Origin of the sequence: Achromobacter xylosoxidans A8 (assembly GCF_000165835.1) — a bacterium.
Lineage (GTDB): Bacteria > Pseudomonadota > Gammaproteobacteria > Burkholderiales > Burkholderiaceae_B > Achromobacter > Achromobacter xylosoxidans_B.
On record NC_014641.1, the window covers coordinates 44511 to 61169 of the forward strand.

At 63.1% G+C, this 16659-nt stretch carries 9 protein-coding genes and 4 pseudogenes; 9 read left to right on the forward strand and 4 right to left on the reverse strand.

Annotation, left to right across the window (positions count from 1 at the left end):
* Positions 1-23: 23 nt before the first annotated feature.
* Positions 24-1310 carry an aromatic ring-hydroxylating dioxygenase subunit alpha gene (locus AXYL_RS32575; RefSeq protein ID WP_011255174.1) on the forward strand — a complete coding sequence of 429 codons (1287 nt, stop codon included), beginning with the start codon at positions 24-26 and terminating at the stop codon, positions 1308-1310.
* A gap of 75 nt (positions 1311-1385) precedes the next feature.
* Positions 1386-1511, forward strand: coding sequence for a hypothetical protein (locus tag AXYL_RS35435; RefSeq protein WP_272941987.1), 126 nt, complete (start codon positions 1386-1388; stop codon positions 1509-1511).
* Positions 1512-1546: 35 nt separating this feature from the next.
* Here AXYL_RS35435 and AXYL_RS32580 read toward each other — a convergent pair.
* Positions 1547-2062, reverse strand: a pseudogene (locus AXYL_RS32580) (ISL3-like element ISPst2 family transposase); the annotation flags it as partial.
* 13 nt (positions 2063-2075) lie between these two features.
* Between AXYL_RS32580 and AXYL_RS34600 the strand changes: the two are divergent.
* The 7 genes and pseudogenes from AXYL_RS34600 to AXYL_RS32610 form a co-directional block, all read left to right on the forward strand.
* Positions 2076-2204 (forward strand): annotated as a pseudogene (locus AXYL_RS34600) (MerR family DNA-binding transcriptional regulator); the annotation flags it as partial.
* Position 2205: 1 nt separating this feature from the next.
* A pseudogene (istA, locus tag AXYL_RS32585) lies at positions 2206-3159 on the forward strand (IS21 family transposase); the annotation flags it as partial.
* Positions 3156-4016, forward strand: coding sequence for an IS21-like element helper ATPase IstB (istB, locus tag AXYL_RS32590; RefSeq protein WP_011255177.1), 861 nt, complete (start codon positions 3156-3158; stop codon positions 4014-4016). The pseudogene istA (AXYL_RS32585) and the gene istB (AXYL_RS32590), both read left to right, overlap by 4 nt.
* 57 nt (positions 4017-4073) lie before the next feature.
* Positions 4074-4895 (forward strand): annotated as a pseudogene (locus AXYL_RS32595) (ISL3-like element ISPst2 family transposase); the annotation flags it as partial.
* A gap of 106 nt (positions 4896-5001) precedes the next feature.
* Positions 5002-6558 (forward strand): IS21-like element IS1600 family transposase, encoded by a 1557-nt coding sequence (gene istA / locus AXYL_RS32600; protein ID WP_011255179.1) that lies wholly within the window; start codon positions 5002-5004, stop codon positions 6556-6558.
* A complete protein-coding gene (gene istB / locus AXYL_RS32605) occupies positions 6548-7342 on the forward strand; it encodes an IS21-like element IS1600 family helper ATPase IstB (RefSeq protein WP_011255145.1) in 795 nt (264 codons plus the stop codon). The genes istA (AXYL_RS32600) and istB (AXYL_RS32605) overlap by 11 nt, the downstream gene beginning before the upstream one ends.
* Positions 7339-8286, forward strand: coding sequence for a Tn3 family transposase (locus AXYL_RS32610; RefSeq protein ID WP_015060629.1), 948 nt, complete (start codon positions 7339-7341; stop codon positions 8284-8286). Before istB (AXYL_RS32605) ends, AXYL_RS32610 begins: the two co-directional genes overlap by 4 nt.
* Here AXYL_RS32610 and AXYL_RS32615 read toward each other — a convergent pair.
* The 3 genes from AXYL_RS32615 to AXYL_RS32625 form a co-directional block, all read right to left on the reverse strand.
* Positions 8255-11125 (reverse strand): Tn3-like element IS1071 family transposase, encoded by a 2871-nt coding sequence (locus AXYL_RS32615; RefSeq protein WP_013397097.1) that lies wholly within the window; start codon positions 11123-11125, stop codon positions 8255-8257. The two genes, AXYL_RS32610 and AXYL_RS32615, sit on opposite strands and share 32 nt — an antisense overlap.
* A gap of 390 nt (positions 11126-11515) precedes the next feature.
* The gene (locus tag AXYL_RS32620) at positions 11516-16252 is read right to left on the reverse strand and encodes a zincin-like metallopeptidase domain-containing protein (protein ID WP_012478234.1); all 4737 of its coding nucleotides are present in this window, start codon (positions 16250-16252) and stop codon (positions 11516-11518) included.
* A gap of 3 nt (positions 16253-16255) precedes the next feature.
* Entirely contained in the window at positions 16256-16648 is a 393-nt protein-coding gene (locus AXYL_RS32625; protein ID WP_012478235.1) for a hypothetical protein, read from the reverse strand.
* Between the last annotated feature and the right edge of the window lie 11 nt (positions 16649-16659).

The window sequence follows — 16659 nt, forward strand, 5'->3', positions numbered from 1 at the left end:
GTTTCGATACAGGAGAAAAACCAATGACCAACGTATCGCCCCAGCCCGCGACGGCGGAACAAGCGCTCCGTGTGCCCTACAAGGTTTTCACGGACAAGGCGTATCTGGAACTGGAGAACGAGCGGATTTTCCGTGGAAAGGTGTGGGCCTACGTGGCCCTGGAGGCGGAGATCCCCGAGCCGGGCGACTACAAGGCCACCCATATCGGGTTGTCGCCCGTCATCGTCACCCGAGCGGAGGACGGCAGCATCCATGTCATGGAGAACCGCTGCGCGCACCGCGGCGCGCTGGTGTGTGAGCAGCGCTACGGCAACGCCAGCAGCCTGCAGTGCGTTTACCACCAGTGGGACTACAACTTGAAGGGGGAGCTCAACGGCGTGCCCTTCCTGCGCGGCGTGCGCGGCAAGGGTGGCATGTGCAAGCCCTTCGACAAGAGCCGGCACGGCCTGACCAAGCTGCGCGTTGCCACCCTCAACGGCATTGTCTTCGCGAGCTTCTCCGATGAGGTGGAACCGCTGGAGGAATACCTGGGGCCGGTGGCGGTAGAGATCATCAAGCGCAACTGCAAGCGCCCCCTGAGGCTTCTCGGCTTTCAGCGCCAGCGCATCCACAGCAACTGGAAGCTGGCCGCCGAGAATTCGCGAGACCCCTACCACGCCGGCCTGCTCCATCTTTTCCTGAACACCTTCGGGCTCTGGCGAAATACCAGTGAGTCCGCGTCGATACAGCTCGACAGGACGGGGCGGCATTGCTTGCTGGCAACCGAACTCCACACCGACGAGGAAGCCGCGGAGCATGCCAGCCAGGCTCAACACGCCTATAACCCGGAGTTCACCCTGCGAGACAGCTCGGTCGTGCAGAGCCAGCGGGAATTCGACGACAACATCAATCTGGTGGTGCTTTCGATCTTCCCGAACCTGGTGGTGCATCAACTGGGTAACGCGCTCTCGACCCGACACGTCATCCCCATTGGAGAAGACGAGTTCGAGATGGTCTGGACGCAGTTCGGCTTCGTCGACGACGACGAGGAGCTCGAACAACTGCGCATAACCCACGGCAATCTGATCGGCCCCTCCGGTTACGTTTCCCTGGAGGACGGCGACGCCATGGAGCGCGTTCAGCGTTCGGTCAGTCACGACAAGGACAGTACGTCGTTCATGGGCATGGTCGACCAGAACACGCGCTCCATGGACTATTTCGCGACAGAGAATCCGATCAAGGGCTTTTGGCAGTACTACCAGCAGACGCTGGGCCTGGATGCCGACTTCCATATCCCTGAACCGAGCCAAGCGGCCTCGAGTGGCGCCTAGAGCAAAACGCGGCGCGTTGCGTTGAAGAAACCAAGAGCAAAGCAACGCGCTATAACGTAGATGGAGGAGAGACCGGTGAAGAAGAAGCTACTATGCCTCTTGTTGATGGCCAGCCTGGCGGGCTGGAGCGTGCACGCATCGTCCAAGACGCTGCGAATGTTAAGCGGCTGGGATAAAAGGGTATACGGATTTAATGGTTGATGGGGCACCTTCACCCCATCAATCTGATACCACCCTCAGATGGTTGATAGATCGACTCCGTAGTTGAGTTCCTCTGCGAAGTCCGGCAGTCCGTAACCGATGGTTTTCTTGTAGAAAGGAGAGACCTTCGCAGTCGGTGCCTTCTTCTTGTGCTTCGTGGTGTAGAGCATTCGTGCCCGCATCACCTCGAAGGAGTAACCGCGCCCTTCACGGTTCTTGTCCTTGGCCAGTCGGTTGATGGACTCCGTGTAAGCGTTGGTGACGGGCATGTCCGTCTCGAAGTAGGTCATGGTCTCTTCGCGCCAGTTTCCCACTGCCCTGACCAGATCGCTCCAGACTTCCTTTTGGCCCTTCGGGATGGTGGCTATCCACTCGTCCAGGGCGGCTTCTGCCTGGAGCCGTGTGGTGGCGTCCCAGATGCCGTAGAAGCGCTCCTTGTGCTCGTAGGCGGCCAGCAGTTGCGGGAACGCGCCTGTCCAGGTCTCCATGATGAGGCGCTCCCGGTCTGAGACTTCGTGAGCGCGTTTCAGCAGGATTTTCCGGTCTCCCTTAGGGAGGAGGCTGATGCGCATTGGTCAGTTGGCGCAGTTGGTAGGGGTCGAAACACAGACGATCCGCTTCTATGAACAGCAGGGCTTGTTGCCGCCGCCTGATCGGCAGGACAACGGTTACCGTGTCTATACCGAGAAGCATGGTCCTGCGCACAGTACGCCCGCCGCCGGCGCCCATCTTTGAAGTCCGATTTGAAACGCCGCCCGGCGAACAGGCGCAGGTCGACTTTGCCGAGTTCAAGGTCTGTTTTGGCAACCAGGGGCCCGTACGCCGAGTCTGGCTGTTTGCCATGGTGCTGGGCCACAGTCGTTACCTGTGGGGCCAATTCGTTCTACACCAGGACCTGCCAACGGTCCTGCGCTGTCACATGGAAGCGTTTGCCCATTTCGGCGGTGTACCACGGGAGATCCTGTACGACCGCATGAAGACGGCGGTACTGGGAGAGGACGACAGCGGCGAAGGCATCGTCTACAACGCCAAGCTGCTGGCGTGCGGGACTCATTACGGCTTCCTGCCGCGTGCCTGCCAGGCGTATCGAGCCAAGACCAAGGGCAAGGTCGAGCGTCCCTACCGCTATATCCGTGCTGACTTCTTCATGGCGCGCAGTTTCGAGGACATCGATGACATGAACCGCCAACTACGCCACTGGCTCGATACGGTGGCCAATGTACGTTGCCATGGCACGACTGGGCGCGTCGTCGTGGAGCACTTCCGAGAGGAGCAGCCGCAACTGCAACCCTTGCCGGCTGGTCGGTTTGACGCGGTACTGCGCGTCGAGCGGCGTGTTAGCCACGAAGGCTGTGTCAGCGTTGGCGGCAACTACTACAGCGTGCCAGACGGCACCAGGAAGCGGATACTCGATGTGGAGACCACGCCTGATAGCGTGCGCATCTTCGAGGACGGTGCCTTGATCGCTACCCATGCCCGGCTGGCGGGCCGGCGCGAGCGCTCAGTCCTCGCGGGCCACCGGGTACTGCAGCGGATCATGCAGCGCGAGAAGCCGGATGCCATTGTGCTACCGCCTGGCCACGCTGTTGCGCAGCGACCGCTGGCTGTCTATGACTTTATTGCACGGCAGATCGGAGGCCAGCGATGACCCATGAACCCATTGCCGAACGCATCCGTCGGCATCTGATCGGCCTGAAGATGCCCCGCGCGCTGGAGGCTTTGCAGACGGTGCAGTCCCAGATCGAACAAGGGCAGCTTACTGCCCTGGAAGCCATCGAAGCCTTGCTGGGCGAGGAGTACAGCACACGCGAGAGTCGACGCATCAAGATCGCTCTGCAGACTGCACGCCTGACAGTGCTCAAGACGCTCGCCGGTTACGACTTCAGCTTCCAGCCATCGCTGGAGCGCAGCCGTGTCATGGCGCTGGCGGAATTGGGGTTCATTGAGCGACGCCAGTGCGTGCACTTCCTTGGGCCACCCGGAACAGGGAAGAGCCACCTTGCCGTGGCACTCGGTGTAGAAGCCATCAGAGCTGGCAAGAGCGTGTACTTCGCCACACTGGCCGAGCTGGTCGATTCCATGCGCAAGGCCGAGCGCGAAGGCAAGCTGCGTGAGCGGGTGAAGTTCCTGTCGCGCCACAGCGTACTCATCGTTGACGAGATTGGCTACCTGGCGTTGGGCTCGACCGGCGGCAATCTGTTCTTCCAGCTGGTCAATGCCTGCTACGAGCGCTGCGCGATGATCCTGACCAGCAATCGTGGCTTTAGTGAATGGGGCGAGATCTTCGGCGATCCAGTTGTGGCCACTGCGCTGCTGGACCGGTTGCTACACCATGCGATCGTCATTCCCATTGAAGGCAATTCATACCGTCTGCGGGAACATGCCGCCCTGATTCCAGAGCACTTGCGCAACCGTCCTGCATTCAATGAAATGGGTAGCCCTGTACCGGAAAAGCGCCGGCCCGGCCGTCCCAAAAGGGAGGAAGCCGCGTCACTGCCGGGTTGACTTCCCACTGCCAAGGGTGGGGAAATTTACTTCGGCAGATATGAGGAAATTACGTGCGGCATTGACAACAAGCGCTACCGCTGCATTCTGACCAACATTGAGGAGCGAACCCTGCTCGACCTGCTGGCCACCCGCCGCCAGGACGTGGTGACCAACTACCTGATGAAGCTGAAAGACCGGCAGAAGGTCGAGATCGTCAGCATGGACATGTGGAACCCCTACCGGGCAGCGGTCAAGGCTGTGCTGCCCCAGGCCCGTATCGTGGTCGATAAGTTCCATGTGGTGCGCATGGCCAACGATGCCCTAGAGAGAGTGCGCAAGGGCCTCAGAAAGGAGCTGAAACCGTCCCAGAGCCGGACTCTCAAGGGAGACCGGAAAATCCTGCTGAAACGCGCTCACGAAGTCTCAGACCGGGAGCGCCTCATCATGGAGACCTGGACAGGCGCGTTCCCGCAACTGCTGGCCGCCTACGAGCACAAGGAGCGCTTCTACGGCATCTGGGACGCCACCACACGGCTCCAGGCAGAAGCCGCCCTGGACGAGTGGATAGCCACCATCCCGAAGGGCCAAAAGGAAGTCTGGAGCGATCTGGTCAGGGCAGTGGGAAACTGGCGCGAAGAGACCATGACCTACTTCGAGACGGACATGCCCGTCACCAACGCTTACACGGAGTCCATCAACCGACTGGCCAAGGACAAGAACCGTGAAGGGCGCGGTTACTCCTTCGAGGTGATGCGGGCACGAATGCTCTACACCACGAAGCACAAGAAGAAGGCACCGACTGCGAAGGTCTCTCCTTTCTACAAGAAAACCATCGGTTACGGACTGCCGGACTTCGCAGAGGAACTCAACTACGGAGTCGATCTATCAACCATCTGAGTGTTGATTTCCATCCAGAACTGATCCACTTAACCCGGTAATTTCCGTCTAAAACTGATCCACGTAACAACCCTAACCTGCTGATTTTTTCGGCAGGAGCATAGGAGTGATTGACGTGGCAACATTAAGTGTCATCAGACGCTGGGCCCTGCGCGAGCAGTTGTCCATCCGAGAGATCGCCCGGCGCACCGGCCTGTCTCGCAACACCATCAAGAAGTACCTGCGCGCGGGTGTGGCGGAGCCGCACTACCCTCGGCGCATCAGTCCGAGCCAGCTCGATCCCTACGCCGAGAAGCTCTCAGGCTGGCTCAAGAGCGAAGCGGGCAAGTCGCGCAAGCAGCGGCGCACCGTGAAGCAACTCCACGCCGACCTGTCCGCCCTGGGCTACCCAGGCTCATACGGCCGGGTAGCCGCCTTCGCCCGAGTCTGGCAGCAGCAACGTCAGGAAGCGCAGCAGACCACCGGCCGAGGCACCTTCGTGCCGCTGGCCTTCGGTCCTGGCGAAGCGTTCCAATTCGACTGGAGCGAAGACTGGGCCGTCATCGGCGGCGAGCGCACCAAGCTGCAGGTAGCCCACTTCAAGCTCAGCCACAGTCGCGCCTTCACCGTGCGGGCTTATCCGCTGCAAACCCACGAGATGCTGTTCGATGCGCACAACCATGCCTTCGCGGTGTTGGGTGGCATTCCCCGGCGCGGTATCTACGACAACATGCGCACCGCCGTGGACAAGGTGCGCCGGGGCAAGGAGCGCGACGTCAACGCCCGTTTCAGCGCCATGGTCAGCCACTACCTGTTCGAGGCCGAGTTCTGCAATCCGGCCTCGGGCTGGGAGAAAGGGCAGGTGGAGAAGAACGTGCGTGATGCGCGTCACCGGCTGTGGCAACCCGTGCCGGCGTTTCCAACCCTGGCCGAACTCAACGAGTGGCTGGAGAACCGCTGCAAGACCTTGTGGCGCGAGATCGTCCACGGCAAGCTGCCAGGCACGGTGGCCGATGTCTGGGAGCAGGAGCGGCCCACCCTGATGCCGATGCCGCGCCCCTTCGACGGCTTCGTCGAACACACCAAGCGGGTCTCGCCCACCTGCCTGGTGCACTTCGAGCGCAACCGCTACAGCGTGCCGGCCTCCTACGCCAACCGGCCGGTGAGTCTGCGGGTCTACGCCGAGCGGCTGGTGGTCGCCGCCGAAGGTCAGATCTTGTGCGAGCACACGCGCCTCATCGACCGGCGCCACGACGTCGGTGGTCGGACCGTCTACGACTGGCGTCACTACCTGGCGGTGCTGCAGCGCAAGCCCGGTGCCTTGCGCAACGGTGCTCCGTTCGCCGAACTGCCGCCAGCCTTCAAACGGCTGCAGGCCATGTTGCTGCGCCAATCGGGTGGCGACCGGGAGATGGTGGAGATCCTGGCCCTGGTTCTGCACCACGATGAACAGGCCGTGCTGGCCGCCGTGGAGCTGGCCTTGGAAGCTGGCGTGCCGACCAAGACCCATGTGCTGAACGTGCTGCATCGTTTGCTGGAAGGGGAGCCGGCGCCTGCGGCGCCGGTGACGGCACCACAGGCCCTGCGCTTGGTCAACGAACCTCAAGCCAACGTGCTGCGCTACGACCAGTTGCGCCGCCCCGCGGCTGCCCGCACAGCCCAGGAGGTGCGTCATGCGTCATGACCCTGCCAGCGGCGCCATCGTGATCATGCTGCGAGAGCTCAAGATGTATGGCATGGCCCAGGCCGTGGCCGAGCTGACCGCACAAGGGGCACCGGCGTTCGAGGCGGCACAACCCATCCTGGCCCAACTGCTCAAGGCGGAAACCGCCGAGCGCGAGGTGCGCTCCGTGGCCTACCAATTGAAGGTGGCCCGTTTCCCTGTGTACCGGGACTTGGCCGGTTTCGACTTCGCCCACAGCGAAGTCAATGAGGCGCTGGCGCGGCAGTTGCACCGTTGCGAGTTTCTGGAGGAGGCCAACAATGTGGTGTTGGTCGGGGGCCCGGGCACTGGTAAGACCCACCTGGCCACGGCGCTCGGTGTGCAGGCCATCGAGCATCATCACCGGCGAGTCCGGTTCTTCTCCACGGTCGAACTGGTCAATGCGCTGGAGGTCGAGAAGGCGCAGGGCAAGTCGGGACAGATCGCCACCCGGCTCATGTACGCCGATCTGGTGATCCTCGACGAACTGGGTTATCTGCCATTCAGCGCGTCCGGTGGGGCCTTGCTGTTCCACCTGCTGTCCAAGCTTTACGAACGCACCAGCGTCGTGATCACGACCAACCTGAGCTTCAGCGAATGGGCGTCGGTGTTCGGTGATGCGAAGATGACGACGGCGCTGTTGGACCGGCTTACGCACCACTGCCATATCCTGGAAACTGGCAACGACAGCTTCCGATTCAAGAACAGCTCGGCGCTGCCGGCACAATCCAAGAAGGAGAAAACCAAGAACTTATCCACACCGTGAGCCTTCCAGGCTTGCAAAAAGGGTGGATCAAGATTCGATGGAAATGCCGGCTCAGGGTTGCATGGAAATTAACATATGGCAGCAGCCCAGGCAGGACGTTCTACACCCACATCTCTGACCAGTACGCGCCGTTCCACAACAAGGTGGTCAATGTCGGCGTGCGCGATTCCACCTACGTGCTTGACGGCCTGCTGTACCACGAGTCCGACCTGCGCATCGAGGAACATTACACGGACACGGCGGGCTTCACCGATCACGTCTTTGCCTTGATGCACCTGCTGGGCTTCCGCTTCGCACCGCGCATCCGAGACCTGGGCGACACCAAGCTCTACACCCCGAAAGGCGAAGCCGCCTATGACGCGCTGAAACCGATGATCGGCGGCACTCTCAACATCAAGCACGTCCGCGCCCATTGGGACGAAATTCTGCGCCTGGCCACCTCGATCAAGCAAGGCACGGTGACGGCCTCGCTGATGCTTAGGAAACTCGGCAGCTATCCGCGCCAAAACGGCCTGGCTGTCGCCCTGCGTGAGCTGGGGCGCATCGAGCGGACGTTGTTCATCCTGGGCTGGTTGCAAAGCGTTGAGCTGCGCCGCCGCGTCCATGCCGGGCTGAATAAAGGCGAAGCACGCAATGCACTGGCCCGCGCCGTGTTCTTCAACCGGCTGGGCGAAATCCGCGACAGCAGCTTTGAGCAGCAGCGCTACCGGGCCAGCGGCCTCAATCTGGTGACGGCGGCTGTCGTGCTGTGGAACACGGTCTACCTGGAGCGCGCAGCGCATGCGTTGCGTAGCAACGGCCATGCCGTCGATGAAACGCTATTGCAGTACCTGTCGCCGTTGGGCTGGGAACACATCAATCTGACCGGCGATTACCTCTGGCGCAGCAGCGCCAAGATCGGCGCGGGCAAGTTCAGGCCGTTGCGACCTCTGCAATCGGCTTAACGTGCTTTATTCTCCGTTTTCTGAGACGACCCCTGGTGGGCGCAATCTTCCCGATCAGTTCCGGTGGAATGACCTGGCGGCGGTTCGACCAGCGATCCAGGACCGCCTGCATCTGTGAGGTATTCCACGCCATCACGATGTTGGCCATCAGGCTCAACGCATCGGCCACAGCCTGCATTTCATCGACACGTTTGGCCTGCGCCGGGCTGATCCGGCCGGTATAAATGGCGCGCTTGAGGGCGTTAACAGCCTCGCCCCGATTGAGCACCCGGCGCAACTCGTTCCTGAAAGCGTCCTTGACAAAGTAGTCAGCCAAAAACGCCGTACGCAGCAACCGCCCCAATTGCACGCCAGCCTCATAGATTGGATCGCCCTGGGCGGCAGAACCGAACCGCGCAAGAGCTGCCACCGCACTGGCATGTCCGCTCATGACCGAGGCTGCCAGGTGCACCAGACTATCCCAATGCTTTTCGATCAAAGCGACGTCGACATTGGCTTCGCACACCGCAGCGATTTCTGCGGGCACTTTGGTGCCGCGTGGCACAAAGAGGTGGCGCTGTTTGAGTTCCTTCAACCGCGGGCAAAGATCAAAACCAAGCAAACGGGCATGTGACATGGCAAAGTCGGTGTAGCCATGGGTATCCACAGCAAGCTGGCTGGTCTCCAGCTTTTCTTGGCGGATGACACCTTCAATGGCCACGCCCGCCTGGCGCTCATTGAGCACAAAGGGCTGCGCATGGAAGATGCCCCACCGGTCTTTTACATGGGAGTAGATTCCAATGGAAGGTGTGTTGCGCCGAGGATCAAGCCGGGCTTGCCACACCCGTTTGGTGGTCTCCATGCTCATCATGTCAGAAGATGCCAAATCGGACCGCCCCCAGGTGGCGGCAATCGGGTGTCGCTGCATGAATTCCAGCACAGCCTGGCAGGCCTGGCTCAGACGCCGTTCGTCCCGCGCCCAGCGCATGGCCTGGCGAATGCTGGTGGCAGACAATTGCGGAATCATGCGCGCGCATTCGACCGCAGTCAGACTGGTGCCGTGGGCCATGATGCCGGCATAGACCATCAGCAGCTCGTCGGTAGAGCGCGGCTCACGTCCGAGCATGATCCAGCTAAAGCGCACCTGGGCGTCAACGGCCAGAATCACTTCCGGCAATTGAACCTCACCGATGCGGTGATCCAAAGCCGCGCGCAGCTTGGTCACTTCTGGGTCTTCGTCCTCTGCGGGCAATGGCGACAAATGGAGTTCATCATCCACGCGCAGTACGCCACTGCGGGCTGCAGCGGCCACCGCATCGACACCGGCAGTTACTCTGGCCAGCAAAGGCTTCAAGAAAGTGGCAGCCTTGCTGGGTAACGATAGACGGGCATAGTGTTTCTTGGACTCTGCCTGCCAACGCTCGTCCGTGAAGAACAAGCGCGCACGACCCCGAAAGCTCAGGCTGTGCTCAATCCAGACCGAGCCATTGCGCACCGCGCGGCGCAGGGCAAACAGGGTGGCCACCTCCAACGCCTGAAACGCCCGTTCCCGGTCTGGGCTGGAGATCGAAACCTGCCAGATCATTCCCAGACTTGGTGCCACCACTTCAACTGGCAGCTTTCTGGATCCTTTGAGATATAAAGCTTGCAGCTTGGCAAGGTACTCGATGGCAGGATGCTCGCCGGTGGCCTGCCAGGGCAGCTTTGCAATGGCGACGAGCAACGACCGCACGGGGCGAATTCCATCAATCAATCCCTCGCGGACCAGGGAGGCCCTGCTCGGTGGTTTGCGTTTCTGGGTTTCGGTGATCAAGGCTTCAAGACGGGCACGCAACTCAGCATCTGGCACCGCACCTTGCGCGCTCAAGGCAACAAGTTCGCCGAGCAGCGTTTTGTACATTGCGGCCCAATTGACGGTAGCGGGGACATCGGCGGCAGCCTGACGCCACAGATCGGCGATCCGGCGCTGCACCATAAGGATCAACTGGTCTGTGGTGGTGAACAGGCAATACCGAAGAAAGCATGCGACCTCCACGGTGCGCGCTGGCTCTTTGATCTTGGCTCCGGCTGAGGGCGGCCTGGAGACAAGTCGGCGCGCGTAGCGGCGCAAGATGAGATCGGGGATGTCTGCCAGGTGCTTATGAACGTCCAGCGTGTAAAGCAGGTCGATGCGCTCCAGTACCTCGCTGATTTGGCGGGTTGAGTGTTTCGCCGGTGCAGCCCATAGCCAACTCTGCTGGGTTTGTCCATCTGGGCGCAGCTCTGAAACTGAGGCTCGCCAGCGATCAAGTGTTGCTGGATCAACGCTGGCGGCGATGGCGGTGCCTGTTTCAACTTCAAGCTGGGCAAGTGCCGCCGCAATCAGTGTCCGAATTGCCCGCTCGTGCACGATCACCAGCTTGTTCTTGTACAGCCATTGACGCGCCCGCACGAGTAGCTGATCGCGGTCGGCGCAGCGCGCCACTTCGTCGCGCAGTTCACGTACCAGTGAGCGGCGCTGGTGCTCGCTCATCCACTGGAATCCAAGGACCGTGCAGGCTACTTGTTGGTGATCGAATAGCGTGCGCCCGCGTTCATACATGGCTCTCAGCGAGGCGACTTCTGGTGCTGCAATGCCAAGCTCGTTGCCAAGGTGGCGCCACAAGGCTACTGGAATTACCCGAAAGGCACCGAGCAAACGCCCACTCATGCGCAGGAAACCAATATGGAGCGCCAGACCAAGCTTGTGGGAATCACCTCGGCGTGCATTGATTGCGTCGCGCTCGGCACCATCGAAGGTGAAAAATGCCTTCATCTCGAAGTCGCTGATATCGCGGGGGAGCCCACGCATCCCCAAAAACGTTGTGTGCCAACCCTGCATCGTGAACCTCAAAAGTGGGAGGCCACCATACCCGTTTACAAAGCGAACAGGAAAGTCAATGAAATCAACGGTCTACCCAGACCACCCCCGCGCCAGTGCTAGCTTTGCGTACCGTCACTTATTGCACTGAAAACGAGGAGACCCCGAAATGGCGATGCGAGATCCAGGCGGGCAGGGCGGCCGCCATCGTCGGAACTGGCGATGGTCGACCGCGCCGGCGTGCATCGCCGGAAATGGCGATGCTGCAGCTCGACGTGCGCGGGCCTGGTGGCATCGTCGGATGCGGCGATGCTCGAGCAAAAAAAAGCCGCCTCGGGGTGCGAGGCGGCGATGACTGCCGGCGGCCAGGGAGGGAGGAAACCGCGCGTGTGGTTGCAGCCCTCCGGGACTTTAGCCGATGCGTGCCGCGCGGCGCGGGCGTTCCGGCTGCTGCTGTTGCTTCTCCGCACGCTCCTGGCGCTGCTCCTGCTGCTGTCGGCGGCCTTCCTCGATCAGCACCTGGCCCACGGCTGCGCCGACCTGGCGCTTGAGGCCGTCGCGGCCCAGCTCGCTCTTGTTCGCCAGGTCGTTGAAGTCGGTGAAGCCCTTGGGGTTCGCCTGCTGCTCGCCCGGCGCGAAGATCGGGAAGATGGCCTTGCCGCCTACGGCCTTCGCGGCTTCCTCGGCCTTGGCGCGGCCGGGGTTGTGGCCGCGCTCGATCTCCTGGGCCTTGTCGTCGTCGCCGGCGATCACGATGGGCTTGTCGGGGAACTTCTCGCGCAGGGCGCGGGCCACGTGCGGCAGGTTGCCCGAGTCGAACGCGGCCACGGTGGCATGCCCCAGCCCTTCGGCCAGGCTCGCGGCCGTGGCATAGCCCTCGGCGATCACCAGCGCCGGCGCTGCGGCCAGCGCATCCATGCCGCCGACCGGGTGGAAGCATCCTTCCTTCTTGCTGTCCTTGGCGAACCGCTTGGTGCCGTCCTCCTGGATGTACTGCATCGTCCACTGCTTGCCGTCCACGTCGAAGGCGGGGATGTAGGTTTTCTGGCCCTCGCGGTCGGTGAACACGCCGGCGTGGGCCTCGATGCCCTTGGCTTGCAGGTAGGGCGTCGGCTGCTCGACCGGCACCAGGTCGGGCATCTGGCGGCCGACGCGCTGCGCGGTGGCTTCCTGGAGCTTGTCTTGCTCGGCGGCACGCTGGGCCAGCTTCTCGGCCGCCTCGGCCTGGAGCTTGGCCTTCTCCTGGTCGCTCAAGGCGTAGCCCTTGCTCTTCCAGGTAATGTCCGTGCCGGTCTTGTTGTTGATGATCCGGCCGGCCGGGTGGCCGTCCAGGTGGCCGACATAGAAGCCATCGAGCGTGCCCTTCTTGCCGCCCTCGACCGGCACGCGATGCCGCTTGCCGTCCATGATCGGGTGATCGCCCTGGGCGTTGCTGCCGGTGAACAGGCCGGCGCTGCGCATGGCCTCGGCGAACTCTTCCCTTGGCGTCATCGCTGGCCCCTGCTGGGCCTGCACGTTCTCGGGCTTCCACTGTTCCAGCTTCGCCATGTCGGCGCGAGGGCCGGCATACCAGGACTTCGCGGCCTTGTCCCAAAGCGCGCCGGCGGCCTTGGCGGCGTTGCGCTGCTCGTAGGGCACGGCAAGGTACTGCCGGGCCTGCTGGACGGCCTGTGCGGCCTTCTGGCCGCCGTCCTGGGCCTCGGGTGCCTGCTGGGTCGGCTTGGCCTCTACGGCCGGCGTAGCGGCTCCCTGCGACCATTTGGCGAAGGGGGCCGCATCCACTCCCGCCGGCACGTACCAGGACTGTTCCTTGCGATCCCAGCGCGCTCCGAGCTGCTTGGCCTCGTCCTTCTCTTTGAACGGCACGCTGATGTACTGCCGTTCGGTTGCCTGGCTGGCCTGGGCCGGCTGCTGGTCGGCCGCAGCCACGCGCTGTTCCTGCGGTGCCTGGTGCTCCACGGAGTCGCCGCGCTCGTCATCGACCCGCTGGGAGTTCTTGGCTTCCTCGGCCGCGACGAACGCTTTGGCCTCCAGCGCCTTCCGGGCTTCTTTAGCCGCTGAAATGTCCTCGTCGGTGCTGTTCGGGTCGCGGCGGACGCGATCCTCTTGCACGCGGGCAAGCCGGGTCGCCTTCTCGTACTCGTCCGTCTGCGAATTGGCGTCGATCAGCGCCAGGCGGTCGGCCAGCTCGTCGGCCTCGCCCAGCGTGCGGGTGGCGGTGAGGTAGGCAAAGGCATCCTCGCCGAACTGCGCTTCGCCCTTCCGGGCGTACAGGTGGTACGCCTCCGGCGTCTCCGTGGCCAGGTCGGCGGCCCGCGTCTCGCCGTCACGCTCGACCACGCCGACAACCCGCACTTCACCCGTCCAGTCGTGGGGCAGGGGGAAGCCCAGCGCATCGTCGGCCGCCAGGTGGAAGGCTTGGCGGTCGCGCTCGCGTGAATTGGTGTTGCCGGTTGCCAGGTCAAGCCGCGTTGCAGCGACTACGGCATCCGGCCGGCGCTCTTCGACCAGGTGATCTATTGCGTCGTTGATCTTCGCTTCCAGCGGCTCCAGGTCGTAGGGCAGCTCGTGCCGCGTCCAGAACTCGTTTTGCGTGTTCATCGGCTGCATGCGATCCAGCACGTCCAGGGCGCGGTCGATCTGCTCCAGGGTCGCGCCTTCGAGCGCACGGCCCACCGTGCCCAGCTCGACGTGCTTCAACATCCAGGCTTCGGCCTGGTCGGTCTGCTGGGGTACTTGCATCGTGGCCTCCTGACTCGCAACGGTTTGACGGGCATCGCGCACGGCCTCACGCCAGGCGTTCGACGCGGCCACGAAGGCATCGCCGGCCTTCTGCACGGCCTCATCGTCGTGCTGGGTCTTGTAGCGGGCATCGCCGGCGTTGTTCTCGCCATAGGCGCGCACCAGCTCGCGCTGGAAAGCATCGTCGGCAGCCTTCATGGCCTCGTGCTGCTCGGCCGTGCGTTCGGCCACGGACAAGGGCTTTGCCTCTTGCTCCTGGGCCAGCGCCGGCAGGGCCAGCAGTTGATCGGGCGCGTAGCTCTCCAGCTCGGCCAGGCTTCTGACCTGGTGCGGTTGTTCGTCTTGTTCGTGGAAGGCAAAGATGCGCTCGCCATCCGCCCACCGCGATTGCGCGTCCAGGTGAGAAACGATCTCCTGGCCGTGCTCGCGCAGCTCATCATTGAGCTGCTGGGCCTCGGCCTGCTGCGAGGCGATGCTGTAGATCGGCTCCAGGCCGTTCTTGACGCGCCGCTCGTCGGCGTACTGCTCGGCCTTGGCGTTGATCTGGCGGGCGATCTCTTCCGGCTTCTGGTCGCGGCCATCGGCATCGCCGATCACCTGGTCGCCCAGCTTCAACGTGACGTAGCGCCGGCGCTCGGCGTCGTCGTGGTAGCCGGCCGACAAGCGCCGCTCGCCGTTCGGGGTGGTCATGGTGCCCAGCGGCCCGACACCTTCAAAGGTGCGATGGACGGAATCCACACGGCCAGGCTCTTGCAAGCCGCTGTAGGCAACCTCCCAGCCGTGTTTTTCGACCAGGGCCTGGAGCGTCAAATCGGAGTAGTGCTGCTCGGGCTGCTGCACCTGGGCCTGCTCTTGTTCCTGAACCTGCTTCTGCTCGAAGGCCAGCACGTAGTCGTGAATCTTCTCGGCGTCGGCAGCGGCGCGGAACACTTCCAGCGGCTCGTCTTGCAGGGCCTTGATCCAGGAACCGACATAGGCGGCGTGCTGGCCCGGATCGTGGCCGATGCCCAGCTCGTCGCCGACGATCATGGAAGCGATCTCGGCGCGCAGCTCTTCCTTGGCGTACCCCTCGGAACCGAAGGGATGGGCCAGGTCGCGGTCAAGGCGGGACGGGTGGCCCGTCCAGTGGCCCAGCTCATGCAGGGCGGTCGCGTAGTAGTTGTCGGCGGTGGGGAACTGGCCCCGGTCGGGAAGGTGGATGCTGTCGGTCGCGGGCCGGTAGAACGCGCGATCACCAGGCGCGTGCGTGATCGACGCACCGGACGCTTTCAGGATGTGCTCGGCGCGCTCGACGGCGCTCCAGGTCTGTTCCTTCTTCTGGATCGGCGGCAGGCCGTCGATCTGCTCGGCGTTGAACACCGTGGCGAAGAACACGCGCGGGCGTTCGAGCTGCACGGTTTCCTTGACCGGCTCGCCCTTCGCGTTGAGAACGGGCCGGCCGCTCTCATCGACCTTGTTCTGTTCCTCGCTGAACTTCCAGTATTGGACAGGCGTTCCCTTCTCGCCCTTGCGAACCTGCGCGCCCACGGCGGCGGCCTGCTTGTAGGTCATCCAACGGCCATCGCTGCGGCCCTGGGCCATCAAGTGAATGGCGTTGATGCCCTTGTACCGCTTGCCGGTGGTCGGGTTCATCGGCAGGTAGGCGTTCGGCTCGCCAGGCTCCCACGGCCGTTGCCACGGCGCGGTGCCTGCCTTGAGCTGCTCGATCAGTTTTTCGGCAACGACTTCATGAAATGGCTTCTTGGGTTCCATTGCTTCATCCCTTCGGAATAGTTCGTTGATCTGCGGAAAGGTCTGCTGCGTCCTGGAACGGTCGTGAAGGCCATCCGCGACCATGCACACGATGTTGTGCAGGTCGGCGACTTGCATGGGCCGCACGCGGGCGATGCAGGTTTCCATGAATGACTGCTGGCCGCGCTCCAGCACCTGGGCCTGGCCCGCGTGCTGGCCGGGCGCGATGCTTTCGCAATGCAGCGCCCAAACCTCTTCCGCGCGCACGTCCATCGAAGCGCCGGCATAGCGGCGGTTGATGTCCTCCCAGCGTGGTTTCAGGCTCGGTTCCTCGCGGGCGGCGATCAGGCCGTCCAGCAGGGCGCGTTTCTCGGCCGGCTTGAAGGTGTTGGCCCCGTAGTGGCCCAGCACTTCATGCCGCAGCGTCAGCACCAGGTCGGCGGCGTCGTCCATGTTCGCCAGGGGCACGTCCACGCGGCCACGGTAGGCCCGGCCGTTGTGGATCGTCTCCTTCGGGACATAGCCGCCCTTGAGGTCTGCCGGGACTTCTGCTGCCCGGTGGCCGTACAGCTCGCCGGTGTTGTCGCGGAACCGATAGGCCAGCTCCAGCGCGCCGGGATAGTCTCGGACGAACGCCAGGGTGACGGCTTGCGCCTCGGCCTGGTTGATCGGCATGGGTTAGCCCTCCTGCGCCTTCTTGCGCGCGATGGCCTCGTCCAGCGATTCGCCCGGCTTCCAGTCGTACAGCTCGCGGATGTTGGTCGTATTGACGAAGGGCGGAAGGTCGTCGCTCGGGCCGCCTTCGGTGATGAAGGCCGGGGCCTGGTCGTCGCCCTGCGAGGCCAGGGCCGCCAGGTCGTCGCCGCTCTCTGCGGCGTCCTGCTCGCTCAATGCGTCCTCCACGAACGCGCCGGCGCGCTCGGCTTCCTCGGGGTCGAACTCGGCCTGGTAGCCGGGCGTCGCCGCGTCGGCCAGCTTCTCGCGCAGCGCGCCGGCGGCGGCCGCGTTGTCGTCAATGGCGGGCAGCTCGGGCAGCACGTCATCGGCCTGGGTGGTGTTTTGCTGGTTCATGGTCATGCTCC

Coding starts and splice junctions, on each gene's coding strand:
- AXYL_RS32615 (WP_013397097.1), bottom strand. CDS start 11,125: ATGCAGGGTTGGCACACAACGTTTTTGGGGATGCGTGGGCTCCCCCGC.
- AXYL_RS32575 (WP_011255174.1), top strand. CDS start 24: ATGACCAACGTATCGCCCCAGCCCGCGACGGCGGAACAAGCGCTCCGT.
- AXYL_RS32620 (WP_012478234.1), bottom strand. CDS start 16,252: ATGCCGATCAACCAGGCCGAGGCGCAAGCCGTCACCCTGGCGTTCGTC.
- istB (WP_011255177.1), top strand. CDS start 3,156: ATGACCCATGAACCCATTGCCGAACGCATCCGTCGGCATCTGATCGGC.
- AXYL_RS32625 (WP_012478235.1), bottom strand. CDS start 16,648: ATGAACCAGCAAAACACCACCCAGGCCGATGACGTGCTGCCCGAGCTG.
- istB (WP_011255145.1), top strand. CDS start 6,548: ATGCGTCATGACCCTGCCAGCGGCGCCATCGTGATCATGCTGCGAGAG.